The organism is Methanoculleus sediminis (genome assembly GCF_001017125.1).
In the GTDB taxonomy this organism is placed as follows: domain Archaea; phylum Halobacteriota; class Methanomicrobia; order Methanomicrobiales; family Methanoculleaceae; genus Methanoculleus; species Methanoculleus sediminis.
Window position 1 is genome coordinate 50,589 of sequence record NZ_JXOJ01000002.1, and the last position, 17,901, is coordinate 68,489.

General features: G+C 61.7%; 16 protein-coding genes and 1 tRNA gene. 9 read left to right on the forward strand and 8 right to left on the reverse strand.

Annotated elements, in window-relative coordinates; all coding sequences use genetic code 11:
- The 4 genes from cfbD to SZ63_RS03055 all read left to right on the forward strand — a co-directional run bounded on the left by cfbD (position 1) and on the right by SZ63_RS03055 (position 3,869).
- Positions 1 to 1,065 (forward strand): Ni-sirohydrochlorin a,c-diamide reductive cyclase catalytic subunit, encoded by a 1,065-nt coding sequence (cfbD, locus tag SZ63_RS03040; protein ID WP_048183475.1) that lies wholly within the window; start codon positions 1 to 3, stop codon positions 1,063 to 1,065.
- The gene (gene cfbB, locus SZ63_RS03045; RefSeq protein WP_048181015.1) at positions 1,062 to 2,426 is read left to right on the forward strand and encodes a Ni-sirohydrochlorin a,c-diamide synthase; all 1,365 of its coding nucleotides are present in this window, start codon (positions 1,062 to 1,064) and stop codon (positions 2,424 to 2,426) included. Before cfbD ends, cfbB begins: the two co-directional genes overlap by 4 nt.
- A 403-nt stretch (positions 2,427 to 2,829) precedes the next feature.
- Positions 2,830 to 3,699: a branched-chain-amino-acid transaminase gene (ilvE, locus tag SZ63_RS03050; protein WP_048181018.1), complete on the forward strand. Its 870-nt coding sequence runs from the start codon at positions 2,830 to 2,832 to the stop codon at positions 3,697 to 3,699.
- 97 nt (positions 3,700 to 3,796) lie between these two features.
- Positions 3,797 to 3,869 (forward strand) — tRNA-Glu (locus SZ63_RS03055).
- Between the two features lie 687 nt (positions 3,870 to 4,556).
- On the opposite strand, the gene SZ63_RS03065 is transcribed toward SZ63_RS03055, so the two are convergent.
- The 6 genes from SZ63_RS03065 to SZ63_RS03090 form a co-directional block, all read right to left on the reverse strand.
- Positions 4,557 to 5,456, reverse strand: a complete 900-nt coding sequence (locus SZ63_RS03065; RefSeq protein ID WP_048181027.1) for an HdeD family acid-resistance protein — start codon at positions 5,454 to 5,456, stop codon at positions 4,557 to 4,559.
- A gap of 97 nt (positions 5,457 to 5,553) precedes the next feature.
- The gene (locus tag SZ63_RS03070; protein ID WP_048181032.1) at positions 5,554 to 5,868 is read right to left on the reverse strand and encodes a hypothetical protein; all 315 of its coding nucleotides are present in this window, start codon (positions 5,866 to 5,868) and stop codon (positions 5,554 to 5,556) included.
- 112 nt (positions 5,869 to 5,980) lie between these two features.
- Positions 5,981 to 6,520: an LURP-one-related/scramblase family protein gene (locus tag SZ63_RS03075; RefSeq protein ID WP_048181038.1), complete on the reverse strand. Its 540-nt coding sequence runs from the start codon at positions 6,518 to 6,520 to the stop codon at positions 5,981 to 5,983.
- 73 nt (positions 6,521 to 6,593) lie between these two features.
- The gene (locus tag SZ63_RS03080; RefSeq protein WP_082122691.1) at positions 6,594 to 7,013 is read right to left on the reverse strand and encodes a hypothetical protein; all 420 of its coding nucleotides are present in this window, start codon (positions 7,011 to 7,013) and stop codon (positions 6,594 to 6,596) included.
- Between the two features lie 215 nt (positions 7,014 to 7,228).
- The gene (locus SZ63_RS03085; RefSeq protein ID WP_052959049.1) at positions 7,229 to 7,780 is read right to left on the reverse strand and encodes an HdeD family acid-resistance protein; all 552 of its coding nucleotides are present in this window, start codon (positions 7,778 to 7,780) and stop codon (positions 7,229 to 7,231) included.
- A 176-nt stretch (positions 7,781 to 7,956) separates the two neighbouring features.
- Complete coding sequence (locus tag SZ63_RS03090; RefSeq protein WP_048181050.1) at positions 7,957 to 10,722, reverse strand: MGH1-like glycoside hydrolase domain-containing protein; 2,766 nt, start codon at positions 10,720 to 10,722, stop codon at positions 7,957 to 7,959.
- Positions 10,723 to 10,997: 275 nt separating this feature from the next.
- On the opposite strand from SZ63_RS03090, the gene SZ63_RS03095 reads away from it, so the two are divergent.
- The gene (locus SZ63_RS03095) at positions 10,998 to 12,479 is read left to right on the forward strand and encodes an MFS transporter (protein ID WP_048181054.1); all 1,482 of its coding nucleotides are present in this window, start codon (positions 10,998 to 11,000) and stop codon (positions 12,477 to 12,479) included.
- Positions 12,480 to 12,494: 15 nt separating this feature from the next.
- Here the strand turns inward: SZ63_RS03095 and SZ63_RS03100 are convergent, their stop codons facing one another.
- Together SZ63_RS03100 and SZ63_RS03105 are read right to left on the reverse strand one after the other, a co-directional pair.
- Entirely contained in the window at positions 12,495 to 13,877 is a 1,383-nt protein-coding gene (locus SZ63_RS03100) for a sugar porter family MFS transporter (protein ID WP_048181057.1), read from the reverse strand.
- Between the two features lie 303 nt (positions 13,878 to 14,180).
- Positions 14,181 to 14,612 carry a phosphate-starvation-inducible PsiE family protein gene (locus SZ63_RS03105; protein ID WP_048181060.1) on the reverse strand — a complete coding sequence of 144 codons (432 nt, stop codon included), beginning with the start codon at positions 14,610 to 14,612 and terminating at the stop codon, positions 14,181 to 14,183.
- A 248-nt stretch (positions 14,613 to 14,860) separates the two neighbouring features.
- On the opposite strand from SZ63_RS03105, the gene SZ63_RS03110 reads away from it, so the two are divergent.
- The 4 genes from SZ63_RS03110 to SZ63_RS03125 all read left to right on the forward strand — a co-directional run bounded on the left by SZ63_RS03110 (position 14,861) and on the right by SZ63_RS03125 (position 17,788).
- The gene (locus tag SZ63_RS03110) at positions 14,861 to 15,400 is read left to right on the forward strand and encodes a small multi-drug export protein (protein WP_156168345.1); all 540 of its coding nucleotides are present in this window, start codon (positions 14,861 to 14,863) and stop codon (positions 15,398 to 15,400) included.
- A 153-nt stretch (positions 15,401 to 15,553) separates the two neighbouring features.
- Positions 15,554 to 16,003 carry a DUF6325 family protein gene (locus tag SZ63_RS03115; protein WP_048181065.1) on the forward strand — a complete coding sequence of 150 codons (450 nt, stop codon included), beginning with the start codon at positions 15,554 to 15,556 and terminating at the stop codon, positions 16,001 to 16,003.
- Complete coding sequence (locus tag SZ63_RS03120; RefSeq protein ID WP_048181068.1) at positions 16,000 to 16,281, forward strand: SHOCT domain-containing protein; 282 nt, start codon at positions 16,000 to 16,002, stop codon at positions 16,279 to 16,281. Before SZ63_RS03115 ends, SZ63_RS03120 begins: the two co-directional genes overlap by 4 nt.
- A gap of 250 nt (positions 16,282 to 16,531) precedes the next feature.
- The gene (locus tag SZ63_RS03125) at positions 16,532 to 17,788 is read left to right on the forward strand and encodes a hypothetical protein (protein ID WP_048181071.1); all 1,257 of its coding nucleotides are present in this window, start codon (positions 16,532 to 16,534) and stop codon (positions 17,786 to 17,788) included.
- Positions 17,789 to 17,901: the final 113 nt, after the last annotated feature.

Sequence of the window (17,901 nt, forward strand, 5' to 3'; positions counted from 1 at the left end):
ATGGACTACATTCAACCAAGACCGAGTTCTATCGTCGCGGCGCTGTATACCGCCCGCGACCTGGGGGTGGACGTGGCGATCCTCCACGGCCCGTCGGGCTGCTCGTTCAAGCACGCCCGTCTCCTCGAAGAGGACGGCATGCGGGTGCTGACGACCTCGCTTGCCGACAACGAGTTCATCTTCGGCGGGCACGATCCGCTGATGCGGGTGCTCCGCTACGCAGAGGAGACGTTCTCGCCCCGCCGGATGGCGGTCGTCGGGACGTGTGTCTCGATGATCATCGGGGAAGACCTCCAGTCCGCGATCCACGATGCGGGGGTAGAGACCCCGGCGATCGCCGTGGATATCCACGCCGGATTCCGCGAGAACATCGACGGGGTGATTGCGACGCTCGAGCCCGCCGCTGCCGCGGGCTGGATCAGCGCCGACGAACTTGAGCGCCAGCGATTCCTTTTAGCGAAGGCAAACGAGGTGGAGCGGCTGCGGGGAGCGGCTTCACGGACCTACATCGAGCCCTCCCGCGGCGACCTCAAGCACGTCGCGGCGGAACGCCTCGTCGAACTCGCCGACTCGGGCGCGAGGGGGGTCGCAGTCATGAACGCGAAGAAAGAGACCGCCTACATGTTCGCCGACGAGCTGATCGCGCTCCACGACGCCTGCCCGGAGGCCGCCGTCACCTACGTCGCGAACCTCGAAGGCCGCGGCCTCCCGAAGGTCGGGGAGGACGCCGCCCGGATCCTCGCCGGGATGCGGGAGCGCGGGGTCGACCCCGAACTCCTCGGGGCGCTCGACGAGTACGGGGCAAACGGCCCCGCGATCGGGGAGCGGATCCGGGAGATTGCACCGGATTTCGCCCTGATGGTCGGGGTTCCGCACGCCGTCCCGCCGGAGTACACGGAAGGCATCGAGGTCTTCTCGGTCACGAACGGCCCCCGGCAGGTGGCGCCGCTCCGGGAGATGGGGCACCGGCACATCATGGTCGAGATCGACCTGCACCCCAAGACCCTCGGCGTCCGGGATATCGTCGCAAGCGAGTTCGGGGAAGTCCTGCGGAGCATGCGATGAAGTCCTTCCTCGTCGCCGGCGACCGCTCCGGGAGCGGGAAGACGAGCATCACTCTCGCACTCTCGGCCCTCCTCTCGGCCGACCGGACAGTCCAGACGTTCAAGGTGGGGATGGACTACATCGATCCCTCCTACCTTGCCGGGGTGACCGGGCGGCCCTGCCGGAACCTGGACGGCTACGTGATGAGCCCGGACGAGGTCCGGGCGGTCTTTGCCCACGGCTGCCGGGGGGCGGATGTCGCGGTCGTCGAGGGGGTGCGGGGGCTCTTTGAGGGCGCGGAGGCGCTCACCGACCTCGGGAGCACGGCCGCGATCGCGAAACAGCTCGACCTCCCCGTGATACTCGTCATCAACGCCCGGAGCATCACCCGGAGCGCGGCGGCGATCGTGAAAGGTTTCCAGGCCTTCGACCCGGACGTCGATATCCGGGGGGCCATCCTGAACAACGTCACCGGGACCCGCCACCGGGAGAAGGCCGTCCGTGCAATCGAGCACTACTGCGGTATCCCGGTCGTGGGGGTCATCCCCCGGACGGAGGAGATGGAACTTGCGATGCGCCACCTCGGCCTCGTCCCCTACCGGGAAGGGCAGGAGCACGGTGAGTTCCTCACCCGGATCGAGACGGTGAAGCGGATGATCGCCGATCACGTCGATGCGGGCGCCCTGCTCTCCCTCGCCCGGGAATCCGAGCCGCCGGCGGTGGAGAGTGGCGTGTACCCGGCCCGCGACCCGGACGTCCGGATCGGCGTCGCGCTCGACGAGGCGTTCAACTTCTACTACGCGGATCTCTTCGACGTGCTGGCGTCGTGCGGGGCCGAGACGGTTCCGTTCTCCCCGATCCACGATCGATTGCCCGAGGCCGACGGCTACGTCCTCGGCGGCGGCTACCCGGAACTCTTCGGCGCGGAACTCGAGGCGAACGCCGCGATGCGGGAGGGTCTCAGGGAGGTCTCGCGGAACGGCACGCCCATCTACGCGGAGTGCGGTGGGCTCATCTACCTCACCGACCGGATGGTGCTCGCCCCGGGGTTCGCGGGTCCGGGAGAGGAGACCTACGAACTTGCCGGCGTCTTTTCCGGAGAGACCCGGATGCCGGCCCGCCGGATGCTCGGCTACGTGGTGGGGACGAGCGCCGCGACGAGCCCCGTGGGCGAGGCGGCGTTCCGCGGCCACGAGTTCCACTACAGCAGTGTCCGCCTCGCGCCGGAGACGCGCTACGCCTACCGGCTGACCCGCGGGAGCGGGATCCGGGACGGCTGCGACGGTGCGGTCCGGGACCGGACGATCGGGAGCTACACCCACCTCCACCCGGTGGCAAGCAGGGGGATGCTCGCGCACTTCGTGGACTGCTGCCGGGTCTGATGGGCCGCAGGCGATATTTTTTGAGACTTCGCATTCTTCGTGGCTCGCACCTTCGGTGCTCATGCTCGCTTCGCTCGCACAACGCGTGAGTTTTTCGGTACAGAGGGGCAGTACAGCCTCACGCGAAGAGCGCGAAGCCGCGAAGTGCGACCTCCCCCGCGGGGAGGGAGCATGAGCACCGTCAGGTGCGAAGGGGAGTTGCTCTACCCATCTACCGATCTTCGCGTCCTTCGCGGCTTCGCGTGAACTAGCGGGTGCGGATAGCGATGCAGTAGTCGCACGCGAAATGCAACGTTCCATAGTAACCGAGTTCAAGGGACATCACGCCTCCGGCCATCACGGTCGTCGCCGGACGGTGCACGAAACGCAAAACATACAAGCAAATCGATACTACACTACCCCCATGATAATTTACCTTGACGGCAGATTCGTCCCGGAGGAGGAGGCAAAGGTCTCGGTCTTCGACCACGGGCTCCTCTACGGCGACGGCGTTTTCGAGGGGATACGGGCCTACAACGGCAGGGTCTTCCGTCTCGACGAGCACATCGCACGGCTCTACGACTCGGCGAAGGCGATCGATCTGGCCGTCCCGATCACGAGGGAGGAGATGGCCGAGGCGATCAAGGAGACGCTCCGGAAGAACAACCTGCGGGACGCCTACATCCGCCCGATCGTGACGAGAGGCAAGGGCGACCTCGGCCTCGACCCCCGGAAGTGCGCGAAGCCGACCGTCATCGTCATCGCCATCACCTGGGGCGCGATGTACGGCGACCTCTACGAGAAGGGCCTGCGGGCCGTCTGCGTCTCGGTCCGCCGCACCCCGCCGGAGTCGATGCCGCCGAACGTGAAGAGCCTGAACTACTTGAATAACATCCTCGCGAAGATCGAGGCGAACTACCGTGGCGTCGACGAGGCGATCTTCTTCGACACCAAGGGCTACATCGCCGAGGGCTCGGGGGACAACATCTTCGTCGTCAAGGACGGCGCCATCATCACCCCGCCGACCCTGAACAACCTGCGCGGCATCACCCGGGCGGTCGTCCTCGAGATCGCGGAGTCGATGGGCATCACCCTCCTCGAGCGGAACCTCGGCTACTTCGACCTCTACACCGCCGACGAGGTCTTCGTCACCGGAACCGCGGCGGAAGTCGGCCCGATCCGCGAGATCGACGGCCGCGTCATCGGGAACGGCAAGCCCGGCCCCGTCACCCGGCAGCTGATGGCGGCCTTCAAGACCGTCACCCAGAAGGAAGGAAGCCCGATCGACGGGTAAGGAGAACCGGGTTGCCGGGCGGGCGGCCTCGATTCCCCCGACATAACTTTTTTATCCGCTCACGCCCAAGTTGTATAGCACTTCGGTGTGTAGATTCGCTGCTATAGTGTAGGGGCCAATCATGTCGGCCTTTCACGCCGACGACTGGGGTTCAAATCCCCATAGCAGCATACTTGTTTTGACGAGATGATAACTCAAAATCAATGTTTGATATCCTCTCAAGTAGCGATGAACCTGGCCAGAACCGCCCCCGCCAGCCGGGCAGCGCTCCCCTCCGTCATGGGTACATTACCCTGTTCTTCCTCTGAGTGTCCTGTTTCGGATGGCTCTCGTTGCTTCCCGGGGTTTGCATGTCTTTAAAGCATTTCTCCGGGACGTTATCTTCGGTTGCTCTATACCTCTCCCCAAGATTCCCGGTTCTGCAACACCTCGCGATGTCCGGGGACAGCGAACCGGCTAACCTGATACAATCCGTCTCGATGGAACTGGAACGACTCACCGCTCTCATGGACCATGGAATAAAAGACCATCAGGACGTCATGCTTCTTGTCCAGAATGGACTTATGGACTGCATCGCAGGGAGCGCCGGAAACGTGTGCAAGGGACTGATTGCCGAAAAGGAATACGAATGGGATTTCGAATACTATACACAAATAGATACCACCTTCAAACCGGCGATCAACTTCTGTTATCGGTGTATTGAAAAGCGATGGGACCTATTATAACGAACCCATCAGGGATGATATGAGGGGCGTTGACGAGGCCAAGGCCCGCCGCGTAGCGGGTCTTCAAACCTCCAGTTACCGATGCTATCGACTGATGGAACAGGACGGCCCCCCGACCGGAGAAGGCAATCTTTAAGCAAAACCCTCCTCTTCCATCAGCCGGGCGGCGTTCCTCAACCCGTACGCGTCAAGAACCAGAAACGCACCCGCCATGAGCACGATCCCGGCGAGCAGGAAGACGAGGAGATCGACCAGCCCCTCAGGCAGGGTCACGGCGAGAACCCCGAGAACCAGCGAACTCACGCCCAGCCCGAGCGTGTACCAGAAGCCGTTCGGTAAATTCCCCCGCTCCCGGACCACCCGGAGCAGCGTGACGGCGGCGCTGGAAAAGAACCAGATCATGAGAACCAGCAGAATGAGGACGAGATACAGTTCCCAGAAGGCAAATAGAACGATCCCTGCAACAGCCACGAGGCTCCCCCGGACGACGTCCCTGTCTGCATGCTCCTGCCTCCTCCTCTGCCGGATGCCCTTGGCGATCGTGAGAAGACCGAGAAAAAGGACAAGTGAGGGCAGGATCACGGCAAAGAAGGATGTAACGTCATAGAACGCCAGGATGAGAAGGACCGTGGCCAGCGCCCACAGGAGCGCTCCAAAGCCCATCCGGAGCCTCCAGCTCGTATACTGGTCCTCAAGGCGCTGCAGAGGGTCTTTTTGTGTTGCGTCTTTCGCCGTTACGAGGATGGTCTCCATAGTCTCGTAAACCATGAGAACCAGGGGGGCGTCGTCGATCAGGTGCATGAGAGGGTTCCTCTCCGGATCGTACCGGTCCATGTGAACGCGGTACTCCGAGCCCGTCTCGTGGGCATGGTACTGCCCTCTCCGGTAACTTGCAATGGTCCCGGGGCTCGGCACGTTGATGGCCGACCGTTTCCAGGCCGGCTCGAGCGGCTCGGTCACCAGGGCTTTCGGAACGATGACCTGAAAGACCCCCTGGTGCAGTGCATCGAGATACGACTCAAGCGTGCCCAACCTCTGCCCTCCTCAGTCTCCCTGCAAAACCGACGTCTGCAAATAACCTTATTTCTGGAGATAATGATATAAAAACAGGGGTGAGCCTTCGAACGCCTCAACGGGAGGTCGGTGCCGCCGGAGGAGGGGGAGCCGCCCTCTTCCTGTAATTGAGCTGCCTCGCCGCCGGTGTCAGGATCTGTTCCGGCGTCATGTACGCGTATCCCTGGATGAGCCGTGCGATGATGCCGGTCCAGCCGATCTGGTGGCTCGCGCCCAACCCTGCGCCGTCGTCGCTGTGGTCCTCTCTCACCGTTCCCCACTGCCGTTCGCTCAGGTAGGGCCCCCACCGCCGCCAGGGCACGCCCTGCTCATAGACCTCCCTGAGCCGCTCTCCTTCCTCCGTCGCGGGGGCAACATCATCAGGTGACATGCGGCGGGTAGACGGAAAAGAGGCGGATATACTTTTCGACGGGTCTGCAGGACCGGTCCGGGGCGGGAAGACCCCCTCCCGCCGCCTTCGGAACCTGCGTCATGAGTGCCTGTTAATCGTGGGACATCTGGTCGATCGCAGCAGTAACGGTGAGGACGAGCGCGTCATCGTGGCCCGGCTCAACCTCCACGCCGTAGGTATCCCGGATCCGGAACCACTTCTTTGAGACCTCGGCAACCCGCTCCCGCCGCCCGGCCTCGATCCGGTACTCGTGGTCGAGGATGTTCCCCTGCACCTCCCAGTCCTCACCTCCGGGGATACTGACCGTCCACCGGTCCCGGAGCGGCGCGATCAGCGCCTTCTTGATCGTCGCCGCCGTGCCGCCGGCACCCCGCTCGATCTCCATGGTATCTTTGATCCGGAGCATCCGCTCCTGGATCTTGTAGAGATCCTGCCCCTCCCTGCTCTGGATGATCAGGGTGTTCCTGACGCGGAGCGCTTTTCCATCCACCTTAAACGCCCGCTCTCCCGCCGCGTCCTCAATCCAGTAGTCGTCTCCGATAGAGACGAGCTTCTCGCGCATCCTGTAACGGTGTGCGCCGCCGGCCTCTTCGCGCCCTCGCAGGCCGCCTTCCGCTCTCCTTCGCATCATGGATCTCATCTTCCTTTCTAACATCACCTGTCTTCTCTTCACGTCCCCTGCTGCACCCCGGCTCTCACGGCACTCACTGCCCCGTGCAGTTCAGGTCTGCGTAAAGGTTCCGCTGTTCGTCCCGGACGGCCTGGATCTGCGGACGGATGGTCTGGATGGCCTCAACGACGGTCAGATCGTCAGGAAGGCTCTGCACAGCCTGATCGAGGTCTTCATACGCCGCGTTGAGCTCGTCAACCCGGACGTTGGCAAGCTGGCCAGCGGACTCCCTGACACTCTCCATAGCGGACCGGACCTGGTCCCGCCCATCCCGGATATCTCCAACAGAAGATCTCAGGCTGGTATTCTCCATACTCTCAAGCGCTGCCCCGAGCTCTTCGAGATCCTGGCAGAGCTGCGCCTCCGCGTCCTCTTCAGACGGCTGGACGCATCCGGCACCGGCACAGGCCAGAACGAGGGCCAGCGCGATGAACAGTACTCCCGGTTTCTTCATACCCATCTCCCGGGCAGGATGACTGCCCGGGGTCGAATGATAATAGTGGTCATATAAAATTATCCCAATGCGTTGCGACGAACCGGGGGCTGCACAACGACGTTCCCGCACGCCCTCAGCCAGGAGAAAACAGCAGCAGGATACGCTCTTTTGCGGGCAAAGGGAGGGGAGGTCGTGCCTGCATACCCGGAGCACTCTCCGGCCCCTCTCCCCGGTCACCCCGGCAGCCGGAACGACACGACGATGGCCGCGATGCCGCCGACGATAGCAAGCCCCGCAAGGAGCAGCACCAGGCCGACAGCGGCGACGAGCGGGTTTGCGATCAGGATCAGCCCGAAAATGATGCTCAAGATGCCGAGGATCCCCGTACCCCACCCGGCACCGGAGAAGCCCTGGACCATATAAACCGCCCCGATGATCAGCCCCTCCACGCCGATGATGATGGCAAAGACGGTCGGAATAAGAATTGCACTGTAGAGGGGGTAGGCGAGCACGAGGACTCCTGCAACGACACCGAGGATCCCGACCAGCAGTTTCCAGCCCCGGCCGGTTCTATCCGTAAAGAGGCTGATCAGCACGACGATACCGTTGAACAACCAGTATAAGCCGAGGAACGTGACGAGGAGCGTTAGCGTCGGGATGGGATAAATGAAGAAGAGAACGCCAAAGATGACCGCGATAACGCCGAGCAGCAGCACGAGCCAGCGTGACGGAGCCATAGCAGCGCCGGACTCATAGGTGCCGGCACCGAACTGCGTGTTAACCATAACAACACCATGCGGAGGGCTCGCTAACACCATATATAGGTATCTCCACCATCCCGGAACCCCGGTTTTGCCGGGGGCTGACCGTTGCGAGGGGCAGGTTTTGCAGGAGAAATTTGCATCACAGACCGTGCATGCACGGTCTGCGGCACCTCCCGGGCAGGCCGTAACCGTCCTCACTACCTGGCAGCAGGCCCCTCTACCGGTGGGGGAGGAGAACCCTCCTTCCTGTAGACGAGCTTTCGCGCTTCCTCTCCGAGTACCTGTTCGGGGTTCATGTACCCGAACAACTGGATGATCCGGGCAACGAGCCCCGTCCACCCGGTCTGGTGGCTGGCGCCGATCCCCGCCCCGTTGTCGCCGTGGAAGTACTCGTAGAAGAGGAGGTAGTCGCGCCAGTTGGGGTCGTCCTGGAACTTCGGGGCGTAGCCGAAAACCGGGCGGCGGCCGCTCTCATCGAGGAGGAATACCCTGGTCAGGCGTCGTGCAATCTCCTCGCTCACCTGGTAGAGGTTCATCCGGTTCCCCGACCCGGTCGGGCATTCTACCGTGAAATCATTCCCGTAATACGCATAGAGGTTTAACAGCGCCCGGATCAGCATGACATTCATCGGGAACCATATCGGCCCCCTCCAGTTGGAATTCCCGCCGAACATACCCGTATCGGAATCCGCCGGCAGGTACTGCACCCTGTGCTCCTGCCCGTCCTGGTAAAAGGCGTAGGGGTTGTTCAGATGTGCGCGGGAAAGGGACCGGATCCCGTAGTCGCCCAGGAACTCGTTCTCGTCCAGCATTCGTGAGAGAACCCTCTGGAGCCTCTCCTCGGTGAGCAACGAAAGATGGAGCCGTCCTCCGACGCCGGGCCGGCCGATGCTGGAGACGGTGGACGCCATACGCGTATGGTACCGGTTGAACCATTGAGCCCGCTCTATGAAATCCGGCATCTGCTCGATCATTTCTCTGGTGAAGACCGTGCTTGCAGCGAGAGGCAGCAGCCCCACCAGGGACCGCACCTTGAGGCGGGTTGCGCTCCCGTCGGGCAGGCGGAGGAGGTCGTAGTAGAAACCGTCCTCTTCGTCCCACATGCCCTCCTGGTGCTCTCCGATGCTGTTCATCGCCGATGCGATCCAGACAAAGTGTTCGTAGAATTTGGTCGCCATCTCTTCGTAGACCGGATCGTGAACGGCGAGCTCGGCGGCAATATCCAGCATGGTCTGGGCGAAGAGGGCCATCCATGCCGTCCCGTCGGCCTGCTCCAGGTATCCCCCCGTGGGCAGAGGCGCGCTGCGGTCGAAGACCCCGATGTTGTCGAGTCCCAGGAACCCGCCCTCGAAGACGTTCTGGCCGGTGCGGTCCTTGCGGTTCACCCACCAGGTGAAGTTCATCAGCAGTTTCTGAAACATCCTCTCCAGGAACCGCACGTCCCCCGTGCCCAGGAGTTCCTTTTCCGTGCGGTATATGAACAGAGCAGCCCAGGCGTGCACGGGAGGGTTGACGTCGCTAAAATTCCACTCATAGGCCGGGATCTGGCCGTTCGGGTGCAAGTAGCGCTCGCGCAGCATCAGGTCGAGCTGGTTTTTGGCAAAGTCCGGGTCCACCATGGCAAGGGCAACGGTATGGAACGCCAGGTCCCATGCCGCATACCAGGGGTACTCCCACTTGTCGGGCATGGATATGATGTCGGCGTTCACCATGTGGAACCACGAGGTGTTCCGGATGGAGATCTGCCGGCCTGCAGCGGCATCCGAGCCGTGCTCCCGGAGCCAGCGGTCGACCTCGTAGAGGTAGTACTGCTTCGTCCAGAGCATCCCCGCGAGCGCCTGCCGCATCACGTTCGCCGCATCCGGGCCGACCGACGGGGGGGTGATGTTGTCGTAGAAGGCGTCCGCCTCCTGCTTTCGCTCTGCGAGCACGTCCTCAAATGGGTTCCCGAAAGGTGCCTCCTCCCCGGAGGGCGGGGTCTGGTTCAGCCGCAGCCGTATCCTCTGCACTTCCCCCGGACCGAGGGTCAGCCGGTAATGCGCAGAAGCCCTGGTCCCGGAACCTTCCGGGTTCACGGCATCGGTGCGCCCCTCGACGATGTAGTTGTTGATGCCGTCTTTGACGAACGGCGAGGCGTTCGGGGTGCCGAAGAGGCGCTCGGTATTGGTCTCGTTCTCGGTGAAGAGCAGGTCTGGGGCGCCTTCGCAGGAGAGGTAACGCTGCCCGAGAACCGGATGGCCGGCCGCGATCACGCTGGTTCCCGGTGGGCCCTCCGTCTTCTGGAGGGTCGGTTTCTCTGCACCCCCTCCGGGCACCCAGGTGTTGCGGAACCAGAGGGTAGGCAGCACGTGGAGGGATGCCTCGCCCGGGCCGCGGTTATGCACGGTGATCTGCACCAGTATGTCCTCCGGAGACGCCTTCGCATACTCCACGAAGACATCGAAGTAGCGGTCGTCGGCAAAGATACCGGTATCGATGAGCTCGTACTCCAGGTCATACCGGTTGCGCTGCCGGTTCGTCTCTACAAGGTCGTTGTACGGGAACGCCGCCTGCGGGTACCTGTAGAGGTACTTCATGTAGGAATGCGTCGGGGTGTTGTCGAGGTAGTAGTAATACTCCTTCACGTCCTCCCCGTGGTTCCCCTCGCCGTTGTTCAGGCCGAAGAGCCGTTCTTTGATGATGGGATCGGCACCGTTCCAGAAGGCGAGCGCAAAACAGAGGTGCTGCGCATCGTCGGAGATGCCGGCAATCCCGTCTTCCCCCCACCGGTAGGCGCGGGACCGTGCCTGATCGTGCGTGAAGTAGGCCCAGGAATTGCCGTCATCCCCGTAATCCTCCCTCACCGTCCCCCACTGCCGTTCGCTCAGGTAGGGCCCCCACCGCCGCCAGGGGATACCGCCGTCGCGGATCTCGAGCAGCCGTTGCCCCTCCGACGTACCGGGCACAAACGTTGCAGGTGTCATGCGCGAGCCAGACCATCCCGAACATAATATATTTTTCGAGGAATTAAATTCCGGGTTGCCCCAACGGCACTATGCAGCGTTTGATCTCTCGCTCCCGTGAGAACAGGGGCACACGTTGACCGGTATGGCAAACGGACAGGGGGATACTCTTGCCGCTGCCGCCAACCCGGCTCTCCGTTCTCCCATACGAAAAGTACACCGCCTGGCAAAATGCCGGGCAAGTACATTAATATACACCGGGTCCGTCTGACGCATTCGATTCGAGGGCTGATATAATGGAGAACGAACCAGGTCCGGCTCCCCGGACGTCGACGGCAACCCCGCAGGGCGTGCTCCTGCCGCTTGCGCTGGCCCAGTTCATCTGCAGCTACGCTGCCTCGAACATGAACGTGGCAATCAGCAACATCGCCACCGACCTGGGGACGACGGTCAGCGGCGTCCAGACGACCATCGCCGTCTTTACGCTCACCATGGCAGCCCTGATGATCCCCGGCAGCAAACTGACGGATATCCTGGGCCGCACGTTCCTCTTCAGGCGGGGCCTCCTGGTTTACGGCGTGGGGGCGCTGATAGCGGCAGCGGCGCCGGGGCTCGGGGTCCTGATCCTCGGCTACTCGCTCCTGGAAGGCATCGGGACCGCGCTGCTGATCCCGCCGGTGTATATCCTCGCAACGGTCTTCTCCCCCGACCTCACCTCGCGCGCCCGCGCCTTCGGCGCGATCAGTGCGGCGGGCGGCATCGGGGCGGCGGCGGGTCCGCTGGTCGGGGGGATCATCACCACGGCGATCAGCTGGCGGGCAGCCTTCGTCGTGCAGGCTATCGTGGTCGGCATAGTCATCATCCAGAGCCGGAAGATCGTCGATCCCGGCGTGCAGGGCCCAAAACCCAGATTGGATATCGTCGGAACCGTCCTCTCGGCGGCGGGACTCTTCTTCGTGGTGGTCGGCATCCTGCAGGCCTCGACGTACGGCTGGTTTACGGCCAGCCAGGACTTTGTCATCGGCAGCACGGTCGTGATCCCGGAGGGCGGCATCTCGCCGGTATGGGTCTTCGTGCTCATCGGATTGCTTTTACTGGCCTGGTTCTTCTGGCACATCCGGTCCATGGAGCGGGCGGGCAAAGAGCCCCTGCTCTCCACCAGGCTGTTTCAGAACCGCACATCCAACCTCGGCCTCGTCACGCAGAACATCCAGTGGCTGGTCCTGTTAGGCCTCTCCTTCGTGGTCTCCGTCTACGTGCAGACGGTGCGGGGCTACAACGCAGTCGAGACCGGCCTGATCCTTACGCCGGCCACGATCGGCATCCTGCTCTCCTCGATGGCCGCGGGAAGGCTGGCGCGGAGGCGTTCCCAGGCAACGCTGATCCGGCGGGGCTTCATCGTGACGGTTGTCGGCGTGTTCCTCCTGCTGCTGCTGGTCCGGGAGACATCCAACGTCTTTACCTTCGTGCCGGGCCTCTTTCTGGTCGGCGTGGGCGTCGGGGTCATGCTGACATCCTCGGTCACCGTCGTCCAGTCCGCCTTCCCCGAAGAGGATCAGGGGGAGATATCGGGCCTCTCCCGCAGCGTCTCGAACCTGGGCTCCTCGCTCGGCGTGGCCATCGCAGGAACCGTCATCGTATCGAGCCTTGCTGAGGGAAATATGGGCTACGCCCTCGCCCTGGTTGTCCTGGTGTTCTTTGCGATGATCGGCCTTGCAGCCGCGTTCATGCTGCCCGCGACACCGGTGCCCCCGGAGCCCGGTCCCGGCCCTGCCTGATCGGCGGGCCTCCCGCTACCCACCCGGGCGCCCGCGGGACCGGAAGTACGCCTCGATCTGCTCAAGAGACAGCCCTTTCGTCTCCGGCACGAGTTTGAAGACGAAGAGCCACGCGAACAGGGCAACCAGGGCATAGAGGAGGAAGACCCCCGACTCCCCGATGAGGTCCACCAGCGAGAGGAACGTCGCTGCAATGATGAAGTTCGCGGCCCAGTTCGTGACCGTCGCGAGGCTCATGGCCAGTCCCCGTACGCTGAGAGGATAGATCTCGGCGATGATCAGCCAGAAGATCGGGCCGAGGCCCAGCGCAAAAGCGGCGACGTAGATGATGAGGCTCACCGCAGTGACCTGCCCCAGCGAGACGGCCGCCCCTCCGGCGCCGCCGCTCTCGAGGGCAAACCCGACCCCCAGGATCAGCATGGCGATGCCCATGCCGGCAAGGCTCCAGAGGAGGAGCGGCCGGCGCCCCGCCCGGTCGACGAGCCGGATGGCGACCAGGGTCACCAGGACGTTCACGACGCCGATCCCGACCGTCGCGGCGATCGAGGCGGTCGCCTCCGCAAGACCGGCAAACTGGAAGATGGTCGGGGCGTAGTAGATGACGGTGTTGATCCCGGTCGCCTGCTGGAGGACCGCAAGGCCGACACCCAGGAGCAGCGGGAGCCGGACAGCAGGCGCAACCAGGTCCGACCACGTCCCCGCCCCTTCCGTCCGCACGCTCCTCTCAATCTGCCCGAGCTCGTCCGAGACGTCGGCGGTGCCGCGGATCTTTTTGAGGACTCTTCCGGCATCGGCGGGACGGTTCATGAACACCAGCCACCGGGGGCTCCGGGGCATCAGGAACATGCCGACCAGAAGGACCGTGCCCGGGATCACTCCCGCGAGAAACATCGCCCGCCAGTCGCCGGCCGCCGCAAAATAGTAGTTCACGCCGTAGGCGATCAGGATGCCGACCGTTATCAGGAGCTGGTTGAGCGACACGAGGGCGCCCCGGATGTTTTCCGGCGCAATCTCGGAGATGTAGAGGGGCGCGACGAACGATGCGACGCCGATAGCGATCCCGATCAGGATCCTGCCGACGATGAATATAGAGAAGATGGGGGAGAGAACCACCACGAACGTACCCGCGATGAAGATCAGCGATGCGGCCAGGATGGAACTGCGGCGCCCCACCCTGTCCGAGAAAGGCCCCCCGAAGAGCGCCCCGACGATCGCGCCCATCAGCACGGAGCTCACCGCCACCTCGCTCATAACACTCGTAAGGCTGAACTCCTCGTTGATGAAGAGGATCGCCCCGGAGATGACGCCGGTATCGAATCCGAAGAGAACCCCGGCGACGGCGGCAACGGCGGCGACGACGAGGACAAAACCCGTGATCCGGCCGGGTTCAGGCGCCATAGAGATCCTCCATCCTGCTCCGGATCCGCGGTCGGCCATACATGCGGGATATGCGAGATCTCTGCTGGACCCGAGCTGGAGGGCCGGGACGAAAGGAGCGTAAAGCCGGGTCGCGGAGAGGGAAGAGGGCGAACCCCGCCGCAGGGGCGAAGGGAATTCCGCAAAATAAGGATGCTCCGTCATCGGAGACTGCCGGAGATCGCATCGCATCCAGTTGCAACTCAGGTACTTAAATCTGCGCCACCCCATAGGGGGCTGCGTCCCGCAAGGCCGGAGACGGCAGGACCTCCGTCCCGGCGGAGATCACGGCTCTTCCCGCCGCCCGGAGAGGAAAGAACGCGACCTTCCTGCCAGGCGTATAAGGTAGTAACCGCCAGAGAGAGCAATGACGACCAGCGCGATACCGATGAGCTCGCCTGCAGTCGACGTATTGAGGAGGATGACTTTCCTTGCGATGGCGATGATCGCGACGAGGAGGATGACCTCGACATGGAACTCTCCCCTGTCCAGGTATGCTTTTATCGTCTCCAGAAGTTCCAGGCCGATGAGAACCAGCAGGAAGTATCCGAGAAGGTCGAAGAGCTCGTCGCTGTCCAGCCGATAAACGGACTCCTCGAACAGCCCTGTGAAGACCACCCATCCCAATTCAACGAGGGTGAAGAACAGCAGCACAATCAGGAATATAATGAGCACGATATAGGTAAAATGCTCAAACCGCTCAACAAAACGGCGCATACGTAGAGTATCATACAGGTCCGCATAAATAGGTGCCGGAAATGCCGCTGTTTTATGCTCAGGAGGATATCCAGGCACTTCCCGCCGCCAGCGGCACAGGATGGGCTTCGTGCTCCCGGACACATGCGGAGACGGCATGCTCCGAGGCAAGGTTCAGCAAGGTTCATATACCACAGTGCGCATCCCATGGCACGCCGGAATTACAGGAACTCCGGGGCTCGTCCCTTTCCCGGCGTCCGGGTGGAACGATGGATCGATCTAAAGTGATTGACGGAATCCGGAGGGGATTTCGGGCCATCGCCATCGCGTTCGTCGTCGCCACCCTGATTCCCTTGCTCCTCGGGCTTGCCCTATCCGTTCCGACCGGGAGAGTGCTCGGTCTGATCGCCTCCACCCTCCTCCTTCAGGCGAACGCCGCTTTCGTCGGCCTCTCGCTCGGCCTGAATCCCGTGTTCGTCCTCGCCGTCATGACTGCCGTGGAGCTCGGGGTGGTCCTCGCCATCTACGAGATCCTGGACGTGTTTGCCGAGCAGTCGGAGAGAGTCAAGCGTTTCACGGAGAGCACGGAAGCAAAGATGGAGAGGTATCCGATCCTGCACAGGTACGGCGCAGTCACGCTCATCGTCCTCCCCGCGCTCCCGGTGATCGGGCTCTACTCCAGCGTCGTCATCGGGTGGCTTCTGCGCTGGAACAAACTCCAGTCAATCTTCTTCGTCACGCTGGGATGGATTCTCGTCACCACCTTTCTCCTGCTCGTGGCGCTCGGGTTCGTCCGGGTGGTCATTTAATGCGGATGAAGGCTTCCGAAGCGATGAAAAACCCGGTGATATCCCGGCTCCGCCATCTCAAGAACGGTTCAACGACCGGGATGAATGTACCCGGGTGCCGTGCAATGGATCGGATTATATAGTCAGACCGGCATCCTGCCCGGGAGGTGCTCTATGTCCCTTGGTCCGGTGGAATACATGGTCATCGAATTCCCGGGAAACCAGTTCAAAGGCGAGATTATCCCGGCGTTGCGCGAGGTGGTCGATAAAGGCGTCATCCGCATCATCGACCTCGTCTTCGTGAGGAAAGACGAACAGGGCAACGTCAGCGTGATGGAACTCAAGGAGCTCCAGAAGGATGCGGCGGACGCGTTCGCCCCGCTCGCACGGGAGGCGAGCACGCTCTTCGCCGAAGAGGATGTAGCGAAGGTCAGCGATATCGTGGAGAACAACAGCTCCGTGGCGCTACTCCTCTTCGAGCACGTCTGGGCGACGAGGTTCCGCGACGCCGTTCTCGCCGCCGATGGGAGGTTGATCGCGGGCGAGCGCATCCCAAAAGAGTTGGTGGATGCCGCGCTGGCATGGAAACCCGAAGAGCAGGAAGCACTGGAGGTGGCACCATGAGAGGTGGCAGACCCGGCCTTATCGGCACCGTGGCCCGTACCGCGGTGGTCGCGGGAACAGCCACCGTGACCACTCGCGCCGTCGATAAGAAGATGCAGGAGAGGGAGATGAGGAAGGCGGGGCAGGCGCAGCAGGCGGCACCCCCCGCTCCGGCCCGCACAGGCATAACCCAGGAGGAGAAGATGGCCCAGCTCAGGGAACTCGCGGAGCTGAAGCAGATGGGGGCCCTGTCGGAGGAGGAGTTCCAGCGGGAGAAGGAGAAGATCCTTGCGCAGTAGGGTAGGCAACTTCACTTTTTTTTGGCAGGGAAACCACGCCACGCCTCGCCGATCACTCCCGTAACGGCGGGGATGAGCGCATCATCATGCCCGGCTCCACTTCCGCCCCGAAGACATCCTGAATACGGACCGTTTCCCGGAGTCCTCTGCAATCTGCTCCGGCACAGCCCGGGGGTTGACAATCCGGAAAAGGCCACTCGTCAGTTCGAAAAACAGGATTTTATTAGCAATCATAATGAATTCATAACTAATGGGACTGCCGTACAGGGACAAATCCGAAGGAGATAAAAGGGACGAAATCCCGGAGATGTCTCCGGATGAATTTTTTCAAAATGTTATGCAGTCCCGGGCGGAAGCGGAAGCGATCATCAGCACGGCAGAAGATGATTTAAGGCGCCTTAACGAGATGAAATGGAGCCTTAGGTATACGCCTTTCATCCTTGCAGCCGCGATAACAATTAATCTCGGACTTCTGTTCATACTGACCTGGCAGTACTACCTGTACTGGATCATGGCATCGTTCATATTCCTGATGGTGAATCCCTTTCTCATCATGCTCCCGACCGATGTGGACGATTTGAAGTCGTACATAGGCTACGTCAGGGACCTGAAGAACCGCGAGAGGAGGGACCAAAAAGAGGTTAAGTCCGGCGAAGCCTCCCGAATGAGCGAGATTGCCGACAAGACGGAGACACTCATAGGGCTCTCAAGGCAGAGAAGATACCTATACGAGCTCGCCTGGAATCTCTTCTTCATGAACTGTCAGCCGCTCGCCCCGGGTTTTCTTGTCCTTTTTGCCCTCTCCTCGGTATTTGCGTTTGCAGGATGGGCAATTAACGGTGAGTTCGAGTCGTTCTCCTCTATTATCGTCATAGTTCAGTCCGTTGCAATCATTGTATTCTACGCTGCGATTGTCCATGTACAGCCGTATTCACGCGGCTTTTTCACGGGAATGCTTGGTGCGCATTCCCGGTTCAAGGAAAAATACGAGGAGGCCTGGAGTCAGGGGCTGAAGTATGCACTCACTGCAGTCGTGCTGATAACCATCACCGGGATAATTTTCATTGCGGCAATTCTTCTCCCCGGATTCACGTATGGTAGTTTCAGGTCTGCCGAAGCCGACATTCATATCAGGGCCGGAACGTTTGCCTTCGTTTTCCTGACGCAGATGATAGTTGTAAGGCATCTCCAGGGCAAATACAGCAGGAAACTCGTACAATCTCTCCTGGCATCGAAGATTGAGGCGGTTCAAAAGGAGGTGCTGCCCGCTATCTCAAACCTCGAATCGGCATCGCTGAACGATGGCGTGATTCTCCGGATGACAAACGGCCTGAAGAAGGTCGATCTCGATATCATCCGGCACAGGATGTTGAAGATCGATTATCGATCGATCTTTGGGTATTTCCCGGTATGCCTGATTAATCCAGATATCGGTGCTATAATGAGCATTTCAGAGAAGGCGGATAGAGATCTCAAGAAGGTTAAAACAGGCGAGACGGCAGGGTGAATATCCGCGAAATCAGGAACGGCTATCCCGAATTCCTGAGGACAGCCCGTACCTGGACGAACGCCTGCGGAATGCATGAAAATAAGTGATCGGCCGCCGGCCAACCCTGCATT